This window comes from Acidisphaera sp. S103, from assembly GCF_009765975.1.
Classification (GTDB): Bacteria; Pseudomonadota; Alphaproteobacteria; order Acetobacterales; family Acetobacteraceae; genus Rhodopila.
In genome coordinates, this window is record NZ_LMUJ01000051.1 from 255,042 (window position 1) to 269,876 (window position 14,835).

The following is a 14,835-nucleotide window of genomic DNA, read 5'->3' on the forward strand; positions in this document are numbered from 1 at the left end:
GCAACCTGACCAAGCGCCGGGCTTACCTGGCTGGTGAGGTAGCGCTCGCCCGGAGCAAGCTGAAGCAACTCCGTAGCGATCTATACGCCGTGGATAGGATGCTTCGCCTCCTAGATTCCGGGATCAACCCCACCGCCATCAAAGGCATCCAGCGGCATTACCGGCTACCGGATTTCAAGCATGGCGAAATGACGCGGCTTTGCGTTCGCGCGCTGCGCCGGGCCGAAGCGCCGGTATCCGCTGGTGTCGTGGCGCAAGAGATCGCCAAGGCCAAGGGGATTGAGGTGACTGCCAGCGTGCTGAGCCGCGTCCGGCTGACGATGATTCGGCTCACTCGGGAAGGCCGGGTTATCCGGTCGGGCGCGCACCGGGCGCGACTTTGGATGCTGAGGCAGGACGGCTGACGGGCGGGATTCGCGGTTATTGACGCGGAATTCGCGGGGTAGCGTTGCTGCTGTTCATCATTCATTAATTCCTTGGAGCTAATTTGTTTGGGCCGGCTGTGATATTGCTCACGGGCAAATTCGCCATTGAACCGTAAAGCAAATCGAGATCAGCCAAGGTGTCCGTTGCGTCAAGGCGCTAAATTTTATCACGCGTCCGTGACAGTTTTGTTGACCCCTACGGGGGGAGCGGTTATTCCGACCGCCTTATTTCTCGGCGCCCCGCAAACCTGCCATGTCAAACCTCAATCTTGTTCTAGCTTCGCCCGCCAACCAGCTCATGGCTAATGTTATCACCGAATGGGATCGCCAACTTGCGTCTCAAAAAATACCCAAGTCGGCATTGGACGCGGTACGAACGTATGAAGCGCAATTGCAACCTGACAAAACGTATGGGGTGTATATCCTCTGTTCGCCGGATGGGATGGGCGGAGGGAAGCCACCTTATGAAGCTTTTGTACACGTAAACCACGCGTTCCCAAAATCTCCTAAGCCGATGCTGCGAATGACATGGAATCGCCTTGCACCTCGGTATGAATGGTCGGCAAACCCGATAAATGATCACGCTCGCGTGTTCACTGGCATCGTGACCGGGGGTTTGAAGTTAATTGGTGGACCCTTGCCGAGCAAGGAGATGAAAGTCTATCTCTACAATCACGCTGATCGCGCCTTTGGTAAGCGATTTGTGGGCGCCTTGACAGGAATGCCCCTCCCGTTCAACGTCTCTCTCCAAGGTAATTGGCTACACCTTGGATTATAAGGAAGTCTCGAAATGGATAAGAAAACAGAACAAATGATCTACGATGCAGCCCTCAGGGCGACGCATGAGATGGGGTCAGATCTTCTGAAAATGTCCTGCTTTGTGTCGAACTGGAAGCAGCAAGCCGAGATTGTCCCTGAAAAAGAACTCGAAGCCGCATAATTTGGCTGATCAAGCTGATGAAATGGCCACCGAACGGTGGCCATTTTTTTGTGCGTCGGTCCTCGCTAAGCCGCCCGTTTCGCCCGCTGCCAATACCCGCACCAGTCCACCGACACCGGCGCTGCCATCGCCAGCGTCGCCACGGCCTTAACCTGCACCCCGTTGGCGACCCGGCGATGATCCTCACGCCACGCGCTTTCCTGGGCATACCGGACCAAATAGGCGCCCGCGATGTGGTGGTGATGCCCGATCTCGGCCCGGCGCAGGCGGGAGAAGTAGGACTCGGCACCGTTGGAATAGATGCCGTCCAGGCTATAAGCCTGCGAATGGTCGATCCGGTCCACCTGATAGCGAGCCTCCAGACCGTTCCAGGACCCGGCTTCGTCTGCTACGATCTTGGTGCCGCGTGCGACCCGCGAGGCAATCCAGGACTGTGCCGCGCCTTCGGACTTGAATACGGCCGGCAGGGTTGAACCGCCGCGTTCGCGGACCACGACCACCACCTGGCGCTTGCCGTTCTGGTTCTTCGCGAGGCGACGGTCGCGGCGGTTCTCTTTCCGGTTGGCAGGCTTCACATAGCCACCGAAGTACCCACCATCGACCTCGACCGTCTCACCGTCGCCGCCGAGGTGCATGCGTTTCAGTTCCGAAGCCATGGCCTCCCGCAGCTTGTGCGACAGGACGAATGCCGTCTTGTACTGCACGTCCAGGTCACGGGACATCGCCAGGGCGGACTTGCCTTTGACCTCGTTGACGAAGATCGCGATGGCCGCGAGGTAGGTCCGCAGCGGCATCTTGTGGAAGGCAAATAGGGTGCCGGACGTAATGGAGAAATCCTTCCGGCAAGCCTTGCAGCGGAACCGGAGCGCACCGGACGGACGGCGGCACTCATAGACCGTGGGGCAACCGCAGTGCGGGCAAACGGCCTTTCCATCGGTCCAGCGAACGGAGCGGAACACCGTCTCGGCCTCTTCGTCCGTCATCCGCATCACGGTCGCCAGTGAGAGCGTCCGGGCTTTGGCTGAGAGGAGGAAGTGGGTGGGCATCATTCACATCCGTTAGTTGACGAACGGATATGTAAGCTTTCTAACGAAGCCTTGCAAGGGAAAAACGAACGCTTATGTTAGGTTTCGTTCAAAAGTGTGAGGAATCTAATGGCAGGCACCAGCGACAAGTGGGCAGATCACGCCAAGCGGCACCTCAAGGCTGAACTAAAGCGGGCTGATGTGGGGTATGCGGAGCTGGCTCGGCGCTTAACCGAAATGGGATTGCCGGAGACGGAAGGATCGGTCACGGTAAAGATCAACCGTGGGGCATTCCCGGCATGGTTTCTTTTTGCCGTCATGCGCGCGATCGGCGCACACACGCTACGGTTGGAAGATTGGACGTAGATGATCGTAGGATAGAAAAGAGATCGCGTGGAAAACGAAGATGCAAGCAACGACAAACCAGATCATCCGCTTGGCGTAGTCCCATCGTTGCGGCTTTCGTCCGGGCGCGTAGAAAATGACCTTGCCGAGGCAACACCACGCACACCAAAGAAGGGTGACGCAGCCAACCCCATACATATACGCGATCCAGACCTTGGGGATTGGACCAGTAAGCTTGTCTGGTGGACCCGCGCTCTCGTTGCGGCGACCGTGATAAGCACCGTAGTCGCTGGCTTCCAATGGTGGGAACTGCAAAAGGCTGGGGCGCAGACTGACAAAACTATCATCCAATTGAACCGCCAAGCGGATGCCATGCAAGCCAATACGCGCGCTTTTGTCTTTCTTAAAAATCTGGACAGAAGAACGGAACCATTTGGGGACGATATCCTTATCAAATGGCTTTATACATGGCGTAGCAACGGCACAACTGAAGCTAAACATTTGATTATACGAAGCAATTGCCACGATGAAATTATGGGGAAGGAACTGGACTTTAGCCGCTGGCCAGGAGGGGACTCCCCAGCTTTCATTGGCCCCGACACAGAACAAACGATGGTCGGGTGCGAGACAGCGGCATCCGCACTGAAGAGCCTTGACCACCGCAACACGGGACGATCCGATGATATCAGGTACTGGTTTTTCATATTTGGCAAAGCCACCTACGATGACGTCTTTGGCGCCAGTCACAGGCTCGAATATTGCTACCAAGTTTGGTGGGATAATAGACGAATTGACCTTGGTTTTGAACTCATTCCCTGCGACGGCGTAAACGCCCGGCACAACTGCGCTGACGAAGATTGCCCAAATGATTAACGCGGCCACCGCCGCCCATGCCAAGGGGCGCACCACCCTAACTCACCGCACCCTCCTTCGTTCGGGATCGGGCGTCGGAAGCGAGGCACGAGCGCCACGTTGAGAATGTGGCAACTCGGCACGGTAATTGCATCGCCGAGACCATTCCGGTCTCGGTGGCGGCTGATACATAATACCGCGTAAAAGTCAAGATCATCATCGTCCGAAGGTAGGGAGTTGGCTGGCCCGTGCGTGGGCCAGCCGATTCCCGCGAGGATTTAGGCCGACATCGCGGTTTTCACTGTTCCCACGCCCGAAAATACCGTTTCGATCTTGTCACCAGGGGCGATCGGGAACTGCCGCGTGAACGACCCGGTCATGACGATTTCCCCGGCTTTCAGGCGTCTGCCGTAGGCACCCAATTTCGCCGCTAACCACACAATCGAATTCAGCGGATTGCCGAGAACCGCGTCGCCGGTCCCGGTTCCGACCTGTTGGTTGTTCACCGTCACACGAGCCTCGATCGTCGTCAGGTCGGCGGGCAGCGCTACGGGCGATCCCAGGATAACCGTCTTCTGCTGCGCGTTGTCCGCCAGCGCGAGGGCGATCTGTTCGGTGAACGGACCGCGCGTCTCGATGATTTCCAGCGATGGATAGACGACGTCGATCGCCGCGCGTGCCTCGTCCAAATTGACCGTGCCCGACAGATCGACACGCAGGCGCATGCAGAGTTCGTTCTCAAACCCCGGCGCGATCAGGTCCGTGGGGGCGAAGACATGCCCCGACGGCTTGCTGTCCAGCACACAGCCGAACACCGGCTCATGAAAGCCGAACTGCTGCTGGATCGCCGGCGCCGTCAGCCCGACTTTCCAGCCGATCTGCCGCTCCCCGGCGGCGCGGCGGCGTTCGATCAGACCAAGCTGGATGGCATAGGACTGGTCGACGGTGAGTTTCCCGAAATACGCCGGCGGGAAGTAAACGCCTTGTTGCCGGGACTGCCAGAAGGCCTCGATCAGGCTGTCGTTGTTCATGGTTTCCTCTCCTCAGGCGCTTGTCAGCCTCGGGCCGCTCGCCTACCGTCCGCGCCGTTGCATCGTCAGGGGAAGCGTCGCCATGAAAATCCTCGTTGTCCAGGGGGCCGGCATGAATATGCGCGGCAAAACGCAAACCGAGATTTTCGGCACGATGACGCTGGATCAATACAACCAGCACATAACCCAATACGCCGCCGAACTGGATATCGAGGTGGAGATCTTCCACTCCAACGTCGAGGGCGAGGTCATCAACCGGTTGTACGCGGCGAATGACCAGGGTTTCGACGGCGCACTGGTCAATCCGGCGGGGTTCTCGCGCGGCTATCCGGCGCTGACGGCGGCGATCAGCCAGGTGACGTTCCCGGTGATCGAGGTCCATATCTCCAACCCGGTGCGGCGGGGCCCGGTGTCCGATACGGCGCAGGTCAGCCTGGGAATGGTCACCGGCTTCGGCGTCCTGGGCTATTATCTGGCACTGCGCGGCCTGCGCGACACGGCCAAGCGCCGGTAGCCGTCCGTCCCACCGCGCCGACCGAGCGCGGCTGTCTCAGTCTTCGGGATGTCCCGGAGGAGAGCTGTCGCCTGCGCCCAACGTCAACTGGAACAGCACGGTGTCGAGCCACCGCCCATGCTTGTGGCCGATGGATTGGAGCACGCCCACGCGACGGAACCCGCACCGTTCGTGCAGGCGGATGGAGCCGATGTTGGCGCTGTCGCCGACGACGGCCACCATCTGCCGGAAACCGCGTGCTTCGCAAGCCGCCACCAGCGCCATCAGCAGCCGCTTTCCGATCCCTCGGCCGATAGCGTCGGGGCGTAGGTAGACCGAGTTCTCGACTGTGTTCCGATAAGCCACGCGGGGACGATAAAATCCGGCATAGGCGTATCCGCACAGCACGCCGCCTTCCTCGGCCACCAGATAGGGGAAGTCGTGCCGCAGAAGGTCGGAACGGCGCCGCGCCATCTCCTCCATCGAAGGAGGGTCGGTCTCGAATGACGCCGAACCGTGCAGGACATGGTGGCTGTAGATCGCCGCGATCGCCTCCAGATCGCCGTCGCGGCTCGGCCGGACGCTGATCGCGCCCACCATCGTGGATGTATCCGTGGAGAATGATTGAGGGATGTGCAGGGTCATAAGCTCACCAAGGTTGCGTGAAGGCGATGGGCTTGCGCTTGATCGCGTCGAAGTCGGGGCGCTGCGCCTGTGGCTGACGGCGTCCCGCGCCGATATCTTCCAGCAGCCGGCCATCCAGGGTGTGAAGACGTTCAATCTGGCGGAAACCGGAATGCTCCGAACCGACGAGGTAAAGCCACGCTTCGCGCCAGAGACCGGTAACTGGAGCCAGCCTATGGACAACCCGGCGCCTCAGTGTTGTCGAATCTGGCCCGGCTGCCGGCCTCGCGATAGGTAGAGTGGGCGTTGACATCATGGGTTCAGGCTCAGCGAAAGAGGCTATGTGCGGAAGAAAAACTTTCGAATGCCACGCATTAGAATAATATTAGCTTATGGTTCTTCCCTCTCTGCGCCAGCTCCGCAGCTTCCTAGCCGCCGTTGAGACAGGCAGCGTCACCACCGCCGCCCGGTCGCTCGGGCTGACTCAGCCCGCCATCAGCCAGCAGCTTCGCCAGCTTGAGTTGACCGTCGGGACTCGCCTGCTGGATCGGGTGGGCGGCAAGCTGCTGCCCACGGCGGCCGGCCAAGCCCTGCTGGAACCGGCTCGTCGTGCCCAATCGGCGGCGGAAGACGCGGTATCGGCGATGGCCGCTTATCGTTCGGGGGAAACCGGCCGCGTTCGCCTGGGAACCGGCGCGACCGCGTGTATCTATCTGCTGCCGCCGGTGCTTGAGGCCGCGCGAAAACGCATGCCGGGCCTGGAGATCATCGTCGTCATCGGCAATAGCGAGGACGTTGTGCAAAAGGTCGAGACCGGCGACCTCGACATTGCCCTGGTGACGCTGCCGGTTTCGATTTCGCGCTCCCTGAGCATGACCCGGCTGCGATCCGATCCATTGATGGCCCTTCTGCCGGCCGGCATGACACCAAGCACGCGGACGGTCACGCCGGCGCAGATCGGACAATGGCCGCTGATCCTGTATGAGGCGGGCGGAACCACGCGCACCATCGTGGATAGCTGGTTCCGGCACGCCGCCGTCAAGGCCCGTCCGATCATGGAGCTTGGCAGTGTCGAGGCGATCAAAGTACTCGTCGGCAGTGGACTCGGTGCCGCGATTCTGCCGGGGATGGCCGTTCAGGAACCGATCGGCGACACCGTGACGAAGCCGCTGCATCCCGCGCTGTCACGCGATCTCGGCGTTGTCCTGCACAAGGAAAAAGTGCGGGAACGCGGCCTTCGGGTCTTCACGGAGGAACTCGACAGACTGAGGCACTGCCAATAGCCAATTCATTTGTCCGGTTCAGGTATGACAATCGCCCGATCGGCTTGAGCCGTGAGGCGAATCGAGGATGCGGGCAACAAGCGGGGACGAAGTGAGGCTTGATCCGGGGTTCCGGCAATTAGGACCGAGCCCTCGCCACCATCTCCACCAACGCCCGCCGGACGTCCCCCGCGTCCTTCACCGGCCCCGGCCAAGCGAGCCGCACCACCTTGTCCCCCAGCGCCAGGTCGAACCCGTCCACATCCGTCGTGACCATCCGCCAGTCGCCTGCCGCCCCGGCGATCGCCGCCAGCGCATCCGGATGATCCTGGTTGCAATGCGCCAGTATCCCCGGTTCGGCTGCCAGCAACGCTGCCACGGCCGCTGCGTCGGGCGTCAAATCCGCTGTCTTCAGCCGGAATGCGCGGCCAAACCCGCCGACCAGCAGTCCCGCGGCCGGCGCAATCCGCCAGGTCGCGAAATCCCCAAAGTCGGCGTACAGCGACGCATACGGATGCACGGCCAAAAACCGCGCCTTTAACGTCGCATCGTCCACCACCTGGGCGACCCCGGTGACCGTTACCCGAGGTGTCGTCTGCGGGTTGGGCGATTCCGCCGCTCCACTCACCATTACCGAACAGCGCGGATCGGCCGTCAGATGCCGCGTGTGCTCCGACAGGCGGGACAGCAGCAGCAGCAGCGACCCATCCGGCATGCAGGCCGGCGTGACGAGGGATGCGAACGGCTGGCCGGCGGCACTGGTCGCCAGACATCCGCCCCGCGCGGCCCGCAGCAGGCAACGGGCCTGGAATGCCGGACTTTCATCAACAGATGATGATGCCATATTTTGTTCACCCCCAATCCTTGGCTCACGATGGCCGCAATCCGCCACAATCGTCCGTCATACCGTGCTACGACGGTACCGAGACCATCAAGGAACCCCAGATGAAGCAGACCATCGCCCTGGTCGACGACGACCGCAACATCCTGACCAGCGTCTCCATGACTCTGGAGCAGGAGGGCTTTACCGTCCGCACCTACACCGACGGCGAAAGCGCCCTGCAGGGTCTGACCGCCAAGCCGGTGGACCTGGCCGTGCTCGACATCAAGATGCCGCGCATGGACGGGATGGAGCTGCTGCAGCGCCTGCGCCAGCGCAGCACCATGCCGGTGATCTTCCTGACCTCGAAGGATGAGGAAGTCGACGAACTGATGGGCCTGCGCCTGGGTGCCGACGATTACATCACCAAGCCGTTCAGCCAGCGCCTGCTGCTGGAGCGGATCAGGGCATTACTGCGCCGCAATGAAGCCGGCAAGGCCGAAGGCTCCGGCACCGCGCCCGGCGGCGTCATGACCCGCGGCGACCTGGTACTGGATGAAACCAAGCACCAATGCACCTGGAAGGGTCACGACATCCAGTTGACGGTCACGGAATTCCTGCTGGTGAAGGCGCTGGCCGCCCGCCCCGGCATGGTGAAAAGCCGCGACCAACTGATTGACGCGGCGTATGGCGAAAACATCTACGTCGACGATCGCACCATCGACAGCCACGTGAAGCGGATCCGGAAAAAATTCCGCATCGGCACCGAAGAATTCAACTACATCGAGACGCTCTACGGTATCGGCTATCGCTACAAGGAGCATTGATTGCCCGACGGTGGACGCCTGTTCGGTCTGACCCGCTCGGCCGTCCCCAAACGGCGGTACCGGCCGCGCTGGGTGTCCCCCCTGCTACGGCGCATCCTGCTGGTCAACGCTCTGCCGCTGGCGCTGCTGGTGATGGCACTGCTGTACCTCGACCAATACCAGAACGGGCTGCTGGAATCCCAGGTCACCGCGCTGCGCGAACAGGCAAGGGTGTTCGCCGGTGCGCTGGGCGAAAGCGCGGTGCGCACCACCGATCCGGACAACCCCAAGCTGGTGGCGGAAGTCGCCGCCTCTCTGTTGCGCCGTCTCACCGAACCCACGCCGGACGCCCAGGCCCGGCTTTACGCCCCGGATGGCACCATCCTGGCGAATTCCCGGGTGCGGGAGGGGCCGGGCGGTGTGATCACCACCGAACCGCTGCCGCCGCCGCTGGAGCATGGGCCGATCATCGCGGCGATCGGCTGGGTCTACGACAGCATCCTGGGCTTCCTGCCGCATGACATGCCGGCCACCCTGGTCGATACGACGCCCTCGGCCGGCGGTCCCGACTGGCAGCCGGACGTGAAGGAGGAACTGCGCCTCAGCAGCGCCGGCAACAGCAACGAAACCCCACCCTATATCCGCCGCACCAAGGACAACCGCCTGCTGGTCACCGTCGCCGTGCCGGTGGAACGCGACAAGCATACCGTCGGCATCATCTCGCTGACGCGGGAGGCCAGGGAGGTGGACGAAAGCCTGTTCAGCGTGCGGATGTCGATCCTGGGGCTGTTCGGCATGGCGCTGGGCCTGACCGTGCTGCTGTCCTGGTACATGTCGCTGACCATCGCCCGCCCGATCCTGCGGCTGGCCGAGGCGGCGGCGGACATGCGCGAAGGCGGCGGACGGTCCGGCAGCGTTCCGCCGTCACTGCTTCGGCGGCGCGATGAGGTGGGGGCGCTGGCTTCGGCGCTGGCCGACAGTTCCACCGCGTTGTGGGAGCGGATGGACGCGACCGAACGCTTCGCCGCCGATGTGGCGCACGAAATCAAGAACCCGCTGTCGTCGATCCGCAGCGCCATCGAGACGCTGCTGCGGATCGAGGACCCCAATCGCCAGCGGCAGTTGCTGACCATCATCGCGCAGGACGTGGTGCGGCTGGACCGGTTGATCAGCGACGTTTCCGACGCGTCGCGGCTGGATGCGGAGCTGTCGCGGGTCACCGCGGAGCCGGTCGACGTGGTGCCGATCCTGCGGACGCTGCAGGAGCTGGATGAGGCCACCCGCGACCCGGACAACGACCCCAAGCTGGAGGTCGTCGCACCGCCGAACGGGTTGCGCATCTGGGCGGTGGAGGACCGGCTGGTGCAGGTGCTGCGGAACCTGATCGGCAACGCGCATTCGTTCAGCCCGCGGCGCGGCCGGATCGCGGTGCGGGTTCGCGATACCGGCGGAACGGCGGAACTGAGCGTGGAGGATGACGGCCCCGGCATACCCGACGCGAACCTGGAGCATATTTTCGACCGGTTCTACTCCGAACGGCCGAAAGGCGAGAGTTTTGGGCAGCATTCGGGCCTGGGCCTGTCGATCAGCCGGCAGATCGTCGAGGCACTGCATGGGCAGATATCCGCCGAGAACCGCCGCGACGGCGCCGGCCGGGTGCTGGGGGCCAGGTTTATCGTGCGGTTGCCGCTGGTGTAGGAAGGGACGGGCGGCAACCTGCTGCCCGTTCTTCGTTGCCGATCGCCTTTATCCCACATTGCGCCTGCCGACCGCGTCAAGTTCGGTAACGATGTCGTCTGGGATGGCGAGGTCGGTGGCGTCGAGGTTCTCGCGCAGATGCTCAATCGACGAGGTGCCGGGGATCAGGAGAATGTTGGCTGAGCGGTGCAGCAGCCAGGCCAGCGCCACCTGCATCGGCGTTGCATCGAGCCGTTTGGTTACGTCCGAAAGCGTCGAGGACTGAAGCGGCGTGAACCCACCGAGGGGAAAGAACGGCACATAGGCGATACCGTCGGCCGCGAGTGCGTCGATCAATGCATCGTCCTCGCGGTGGGCGAGATTGTAGTGGTTCTGCACGCACACGATCTTGGCGATGCGGCGCCCTTCCTGGAGCTGGGCAGGCGTGACGTTGCTCAGGCCGAGGTGACGGATCAGCCCCTGCCGTTGTAGTTCGGCGAGCGCTGTGAGCGGCGCCTCGATCGATCCGTCACTCGGGCCATGAATGCCGCCAACCCGCAGATTGACGACATCGAGCACATCGACCGCGAGGTTTCGCAGATTGTCGTGAACCCCGCGCGTCAGATCGGCGGCGGTGAGCGCTGGGATCCAGGAAGCATCGCCGCCGCGCACCGCCCCAAGCTTGGTCACGATCACCAGGTTATCCGGGTAAGGATGCAGTGCCTCGCGAATGAGGCGGTTGGTGACGTGCGGGCCGTAGAAGTCGCTCGTATCGATATGATCGACTCCGTTCGCCACCGCCTGCCGCAGCACGGTCAGTGCGACGCCGTGGTCCTTGGGCGGCCCGAACACGCCGGGGCCGGCAAGCTGCATGGCACCATAGCCCAGGCGCCGTACGGATCGATCGCCAAGCGAGAAGACGCCGGCAGCATTGATGTCAGTCATGGGAAGGCTCCAATGCGGATGGTGTGACGCCGATATGGACATGACGCTGATGCGTGATAATCGTGATCAATCGGCACAGCCTGTGCAGGATTATAAACAATGGCAGCGAATCTGGCCGACCTGTCGGCTTTTGTGGCGGTGGTACGAACGGGTGGATTTCGCGAAGGTGCCCGGGTGAGCGGTGTCTCCGCTTCCAGTTTGAGCCAAGCGGTGCAGCGGTTGGAGATGAAGCTGGGTGTGCGGCTGCTCAATCGTTCCACCCGCAGCGTTGCGCCGACCGAGGCTGGCGCGCGCTTGTATGAGCGGCTGGTGCCCGCATTGAGCGAAGTCGAGACCGCGATCGATGGCGTGAACGCGTTTCGCGACCGGCCCGCGGGAACCCTCAGGCTCAATGTCCCCGGCAGCGTCGCACGACTGGTCTTGCCGGCGATCGTCACGCCCTTTCTGAAGGCGTATCCTGATATCCAGTTGGAAGTGACCGTCGAGGACGGCTTCGTCGATGTGCTGGCGGCGGGTTGCGATGCCGGCATCCGCTACGACGAACGTCTCGAGCAAGACATGATCGCCGTTCCGATCGGCCCGCGGGTGCAGCGCTTCGCCACGGCGGCGTCACCGGCCTACCTCAACGCGCGAGGGCGGCCGTCGCATCCCCGCGACCTGCTCGGTCACGCCTGCCTGCGCGGGCGGTTTTCCAGTGGGGCGACGCCACCCTGGGAGTTCGAGCGTGACGGCGAGATCGTGCGGATCGATTCCGTCGGCCCGCTGTTGGTGCGCCTGGGTTCGGCGGTCGACCTGGCGATCGACGCCGCCGTGGGCGGTCTCGGTATCATCCATCTGTTTGAGGAGTGGCTTCGCCCCCACCTGGACAGCGGCGCGCTGGAACCGATGCTGGAGCCTTGGTGGCAGAACTTCTCCGGGCCTTTCCTGTATTATCCGGGCCGCCGCCACCTGCCGGCACCGCTTCGTGCCTTTGTTGATTTCATCAAGACGTAGAGGCGGTCGGGTTGTTGGCCCCTCTTCGTGTAAAATTCGCTATCGAGTGACAATAAACCATGACTATTCAGGCGACGATTTCGCCCGACGGTCGGACCTCAGCGTGGACGAACTACGACTGCCCGATGCTCCATCAGCATATCCCCCTAAGCCGGGACAGCCTTCTCCCGCCGCCGTTGCACCGAGTTCGGAATTCGCAGTGCCTCCCGATACTTGGCCACTGTGCGCCGAGCGATCTCGACCCCCTCGCGCCGCAGGACTGCAACGATCGCATCGTCCGACAGGATATCTGCCACCGGCTCCAGATCGATCAACCCGCGGATCCGATATCGCACCGCCTCGGCGCTATGAGAATCGCCGCCATCCGTTCCATGAATCGCTGTCGTAAAGAAATACTTCAGCTCGAACGTGCCGCGCGGCGTGGCGATATACTTGTTCGCTGTCACCCGGCTGACTGTGCTTTCGTGTAATTCAACCGCCTCGGCGATGTCCCGCAAGATCAGCGGCCGCAGGAACGCCACCCCCAACCGCAGAAATCCATCCTGTTGCCGGATGATCTCCGCTGCCACCTTCAGGATCGTCTGCGCCCGCTGCTGTAACGATCGCACCAGCCAGTTCGCGTTCGCCAGCCGTTCGGTCAGAAAAACCTTCTCGTCCTTCTTCGCGCGGGGCGCCACCTTGGCATAGAACCGCTCGTTTACCAGCACCCGAGGCATCGTCTCCGGGTTCAGCTCGATAATCCACGAATCGTCCGGGAGATGCCGCATCAGCAGATCGGGTACCACCAACTGCGCCGGCGTTGTATCCCAGGTCGCCCCCGGCTTCGGATCCAGCGCCTTGATCTCGGCGATCATCTCCGTCAGGTCTTCTGCATCGACGCCGCACAGCGCCATCAGCCGCCGGTTCTCCCGCCTGGCCAGCAGTTCCAGATTGTCCAGCAGCATCTGCATCGCCGGATCCAGCCGATTCCGCTCCGCCAACTGCGCGCCCAGGCATTCTCGCAAATCCCGGGCAAACAGTCCGACCGGATCGAACCGCATCATCCGGGCGCGAACCGTCTCCACCCGCTCCAGCGGTAACCCCATCGCCAACGCAATCGCCGCCGGCTCCGCTGTCAGGCGCCCGGCGGGGCACAGCAGGGCGATCAGATGCGCCCCGATCATGCGGTCCACCATGTCGGAAAAATTCAGGCGCAACTGCTCACCCAGGTGGTCGCGCAGGGAGCGTTCGTCGCCGGCGAAATCGTCGATGCCGCGATCGTCGCCCTCGAAGCCATGGCTGCCGCCGCCGCCATCCATGCGCCCGACCAAAGGCGCACCGTCGCCGGCGCCACCCGGATCGTAGGTTTCGGCATGCACCGCATCCAGCGGGGAACCACCATCGTCCGGCAGTGTCTCCGATCGTGCCGCATCGGCGGAATCCATCGCCGTGGCGGTGCGTGGCTCCAACTGGTCCAGCGCGGCCCGCTCGCCCACTGGCGGTTCGGGGGACTCGTCGCGCTCCAGCAGCGGATTGCGCTCCATCTCCTCCTCGACGAAGGAATTCACTTCGATGTTGGAGAATTGCAGAAGCTTGATGGCCTGACGCAGTTGCGGCGTCATGACCAGGGTCTGGCTCTGGCGTAAGTCGAGACGGGGGGCGATCGCCATGATCAGGCGATTATCGGGCCATTCCCCGCTGGGTCAAATGGTTTCCGTCATATCGCATGCAAAAAGCGTGCAACCGTGTTCGTTGGGCGTGCCAACAAGCCGGCCGAAATCTCACAAACTGAATTTTTCGCCCAAATACACCCGTCGCACACCTTCGTGAGCAACGACTTCGCTGGGTTTGCCCTCCATCAGAACCTGCCCCGCATGCATGATGTACGCTCGGTCGATGATATCCAGCGTCTCCCGGACGTTGTGGTCGGTGATCAGGACGCCGATGTCGCGGTCTTTCAGGTGTTTGACCAGGTCACGGATTTCGCCGACGGCAATCGGGTCGATGCCGGCCAGCGGCTCATCGAGCAGGATATAGGACGGCTGGGTCGCGAGCGCGCGGGCGATCTCCACGCGCCGGCGTTCGCCGCCGGACAACGCCAGGGCGGGGGTACGGCGCAGATGGCTGATGCCGAATTCGGCCAGCAGTTCGTCCAGCATACGGTCGCGCGTGCCAGGGTCTGGCTCGACCACCTCCAGCGCGGCCATGATGTTCTGCTCGACGTTCAGGCCGCGGAACACGCTGGCCTCCTGCGGCAGGTAGCCGATGCCCAGGCGGGCGCGCCGGTACATCGGCAGCCGGGTGATGTCGGCGCCGTCCAGGCTGATCGCGCCGGTATCGGGCCTCACGAGGCCGACGATCATGTAGAACGTGGTGGTCTTGCCGGCGCCGTTTGGTCCCAGCAGCCCGACCGCTTCCCCACGGCGCAGCGTCACGGTGACGTTGCGGACCACCGGCCGGCCCTTATAGGTCTTGCCGACGGCGCGTGCGGTCAGACCGCCGCCGCCGCCAGGTACGACCTTGAACCCGTGCCCCGGAAGTTCCTGTGCTGCCGGCGCTTTACCCATCATGGTCATGGCTTTGGCCTCGGGGGTGCGGCGGGCGCGCCGGGCGCCGCG

At 62.7% G+C, this 14,835-nt stretch carries 17 protein-coding genes; 9 read left to right on the forward strand and 8 right to left on the reverse strand.

Features of this window, described 5'->3' with window-relative positions; genetic code table 11:
- Positions 1-98: 98 nt before the first annotated feature.
- The 3 genes from GSQ89_RS15610 to GSQ89_RS15620 all read left to right on the forward strand — a co-directional run bounded on the left by GSQ89_RS15610 (position 99) and on the right by GSQ89_RS15620 (position 1,365).
- Positions 99-404 (forward strand): hypothetical protein, encoded by a 306-nt coding sequence (locus tag GSQ89_RS15610; RefSeq protein ID WP_158926727.1) that lies wholly within the window; start codon positions 99-101, stop codon positions 402-404.
- A gap of 274 nt (positions 405-678) precedes the next feature.
- A complete protein-coding gene (locus tag GSQ89_RS15615; RefSeq protein WP_158926729.1) occupies positions 679-1,203 on the forward strand; it encodes a hypothetical protein in 525 nt (174 codons plus the stop codon).
- A gap of 12 nt (positions 1,204-1,215) precedes the next feature.
- Positions 1,216-1,365: a hypothetical protein gene (locus GSQ89_RS15620; RefSeq protein WP_158926731.1), complete on the forward strand. Its 150-nt coding sequence runs from the start codon at positions 1,216-1,218 to the stop codon at positions 1,363-1,365.
- 65 nt (positions 1,366-1,430) lie between these two features.
- Here the strand turns inward: GSQ89_RS15620 and GSQ89_RS15625 are convergent, their stop codons facing one another.
- On the reverse strand, positions 1,431-2,411 hold the full coding sequence (locus GSQ89_RS15625; RefSeq protein ID WP_158926733.1) for an IS1595 family transposase: 981 nt from the start codon (positions 2,409-2,411) through the stop codon (positions 1,431-1,433).
- Positions 2,412-2,519: 108 nt separating this feature from the next.
- Here GSQ89_RS15625 and GSQ89_RS15630 point away from each other — a divergent pair, with 108 nt between their 5' ends.
- Complete coding sequence (locus GSQ89_RS15630) at positions 2,520-2,756, forward strand: DUF6471 domain-containing protein (protein ID WP_158926735.1); 237 nt, start codon at positions 2,520-2,522, stop codon at positions 2,754-2,756.
- Here the strand turns inward: GSQ89_RS15630 and GSQ89_RS15635 are convergent.
- Positions 2,733-3,632 (reverse strand): hypothetical protein, encoded by a 900-nt coding sequence (locus GSQ89_RS15635; RefSeq protein WP_158926737.1) that lies wholly within the window; start codon positions 3,630-3,632, stop codon positions 2,733-2,735. The genes GSQ89_RS15630 and GSQ89_RS15635 overlap by 24 nt on opposite strands.
- 233 nt (positions 3,633-3,865) lie before the next feature.
- Positions 3,866-4,618 (reverse strand): 2-keto-4-pentenoate hydratase, encoded by a 753-nt coding sequence (locus GSQ89_RS15640; protein WP_158926739.1) that lies wholly within the window; start codon positions 4,616-4,618, stop codon positions 3,866-3,868.
- Positions 4,619-4,700: 82 nt separating this feature from the next.
- Between GSQ89_RS15640 and GSQ89_RS15645 the strand changes: the two genes are divergently transcribed.
- On the forward strand, positions 4,701-5,132 hold the full coding sequence (locus tag GSQ89_RS15645; protein ID WP_158926741.1) for a type II 3-dehydroquinate dehydratase: 432 nt from the start codon (positions 4,701-4,703) through the stop codon (positions 5,130-5,132).
- A 36-nt stretch (positions 5,133-5,168) separates the two neighbouring features.
- On the opposite strand, the gene GSQ89_RS15650 is transcribed toward GSQ89_RS15645, so the two are convergent.
- Positions 5,169-5,711 (reverse strand): GNAT family N-acetyltransferase, encoded by a 543-nt coding sequence (locus tag GSQ89_RS15650; protein WP_216856189.1) that lies wholly within the window; start codon positions 5,709-5,711, stop codon positions 5,169-5,171.
- A 416-nt stretch (positions 5,712-6,127) separates the two neighbouring features.
- On the opposite strand from GSQ89_RS15650, the gene GSQ89_RS15655 reads away from it, so the two are divergent.
- Positions 6,128-7,018, forward strand: a complete 891-nt coding sequence (locus tag GSQ89_RS15655; protein ID WP_158926745.1) for a LysR family transcriptional regulator — start codon at positions 6,128-6,130, stop codon at positions 7,016-7,018.
- 118 nt (positions 7,019-7,136) lie between these two features.
- Here GSQ89_RS15655 and GSQ89_RS15660 read toward each other — a convergent pair whose 3' ends face one another.
- On the reverse strand, positions 7,137-7,841 hold the full coding sequence (locus tag GSQ89_RS15660) for a HugZ family protein (RefSeq protein WP_158926747.1): 705 nt from the start codon (positions 7,839-7,841) through the stop codon (positions 7,137-7,139).
- Between the two features lie 101 nt (positions 7,842-7,942).
- On the opposite strand from GSQ89_RS15660, the gene GSQ89_RS15665 reads away from it, so the two are divergent.
- Together GSQ89_RS15665 and GSQ89_RS15670 are read left to right on the forward strand one after the other, a co-directional pair.
- Positions 7,943-8,644 (forward strand): response regulator transcription factor, encoded by a 702-nt coding sequence (locus tag GSQ89_RS15665; RefSeq protein WP_158926749.1) that lies wholly within the window; start codon positions 7,943-7,945, stop codon positions 8,642-8,644.
- Positions 8,645-10,321, forward strand: a complete 1,677-nt coding sequence (locus GSQ89_RS15670; RefSeq protein ID WP_158926751.1) for a stimulus-sensing domain-containing protein — start codon at positions 8,645-8,647, stop codon at positions 10,319-10,321.
- Positions 10,322-10,369: 48 nt separating this feature from the next.
- On the opposite strand, the gene GSQ89_RS15675 is transcribed toward GSQ89_RS15670, so the two are convergent.
- On the reverse strand, positions 10,370-11,245 hold the full coding sequence (locus GSQ89_RS15675; protein WP_158926753.1) for an aldo/keto reductase family oxidoreductase: 876 nt from the start codon (positions 11,243-11,245) through the stop codon (positions 10,370-10,372).
- A gap of 99 nt (positions 11,246-11,344) precedes the next feature.
- Between GSQ89_RS15675 and GSQ89_RS15680 the strand changes: the two genes are divergently transcribed.
- Entirely contained in the window at positions 11,345-12,238 is an 894-nt protein-coding gene (locus GSQ89_RS15680; protein ID WP_158926755.1) for a LysR family transcriptional regulator, read from the forward strand.
- A gap of 146 nt (positions 12,239-12,384) precedes the next feature.
- Here the strand turns inward: GSQ89_RS15680 and rpoN are convergent, their stop codons facing one another.
- Both rpoN and lptB read right to left on the reverse strand, forming a co-directional pair.
- On the reverse strand, positions 12,385-13,887 hold the full coding sequence (gene rpoN, locus GSQ89_RS15685) for an RNA polymerase factor sigma-54 (RefSeq protein WP_158926757.1): 1,503 nt from the start codon (positions 13,885-13,887) through the stop codon (positions 12,385-12,387).
- A 111-nt stretch (positions 13,888-13,998) separates the two neighbouring features.
- The gene (lptB, locus tag GSQ89_RS15690) at positions 13,999-14,793 is read right to left on the reverse strand and encodes an LPS export ABC transporter ATP-binding protein (protein WP_254073235.1); all 795 of its coding nucleotides are present in this window, start codon (positions 14,791-14,793) and stop codon (positions 13,999-14,001) included.
- Positions 14,794-14,835 lie beyond the last annotated feature (42 nt).

What these genes read in the sequence shown, in the direction of transcription:
- GSQ89_RS15610 (WP_158926727.1), top strand. Translation starts at nt 99, where the DNA reads ATGCTTCGCCTCCTAGATTCCGGGATCAACCCCACCGCCATCAAAGGC.
- GSQ89_RS15615 (WP_158926729.1), top strand. Translation starts at nt 679, where the DNA reads ATGTCAAACCTCAATCTTGTTCTAGCTTCGCCCGCCAACCAGCTCATG.
- GSQ89_RS15620 (WP_158926731.1), top strand. Translation starts at nt 1,216, where the DNA reads ATGGATAAGAAAACAGAACAAATGATCTACGATGCAGCCCTCAGGGCG.
- GSQ89_RS15625 (WP_158926733.1), bottom strand. Translation starts at nt 2,411, where the DNA reads ATGCCCACCCACTTCCTCCTCTCAGCCAAAGCCCGGACGCTCTCACTG.
- GSQ89_RS15630 (WP_158926735.1), top strand. Translation starts at nt 2,520, where the DNA reads ATGGCAGGCACCAGCGACAAGTGGGCAGATCACGCCAAGCGGCACCTC.
- GSQ89_RS15640 (WP_158926739.1), bottom strand. Translation starts at nt 4,618, where the DNA reads ATGAACAACGACAGCCTGATCGAGGCCTTCTGGCAGTCCCGGCAACAA.
- GSQ89_RS15645 (WP_158926741.1), top strand. Translation starts at nt 4,701, where the DNA reads ATGAAAATCCTCGTTGTCCAGGGGGCCGGCATGAATATGCGCGGCAAA.
- GSQ89_RS15650 (WP_216856189.1), bottom strand. Translation starts at nt 5,711, where the DNA reads ATGGTGGGCGCGATCAGCGTCCGGCCGAGCCGCGACGGCGATCTGGAG.
- GSQ89_RS15655 (WP_158926745.1), top strand. Translation starts at nt 6,128, where the DNA reads ATGGTTCTTCCCTCTCTGCGCCAGCTCCGCAGCTTCCTAGCCGCCGTT.
- GSQ89_RS15660 (WP_158926747.1), bottom strand. Translation starts at nt 7,841, where the DNA reads ATGGCATCATCATCTGTTGATGAAAGTCCGGCATTCCAGGCCCGTTGC.
- GSQ89_RS15665 (WP_158926749.1), top strand. Translation starts at nt 7,943, where the DNA reads ATGAAGCAGACCATCGCCCTGGTCGACGACGACCGCAACATCCTGACC.
- GSQ89_RS15675 (WP_158926753.1), bottom strand. Translation starts at nt 11,245, where the DNA reads ATGACTGACATCAATGCTGCCGGCGTCTTCTCGCTTGGCGATCGATCC.
- GSQ89_RS15680 (WP_158926755.1), top strand. Translation starts at nt 11,345, where the DNA reads ATGGCAGCGAATCTGGCCGACCTGTCGGCTTTTGTGGCGGTGGTACGA.
- rpoN (WP_158926757.1), bottom strand. Translation starts at nt 13,887, where the DNA reads ATGGCGATCGCCCCCCGTCTCGACTTACGCCAGAGCCAGACCCTGGTC.
- lptB (WP_254073235.1), bottom strand. Translation starts at nt 14,793, where the DNA reads ATGACCATGATGGGTAAAGCGCCGGCAGCACAGGAACTTCCGGGGCAC.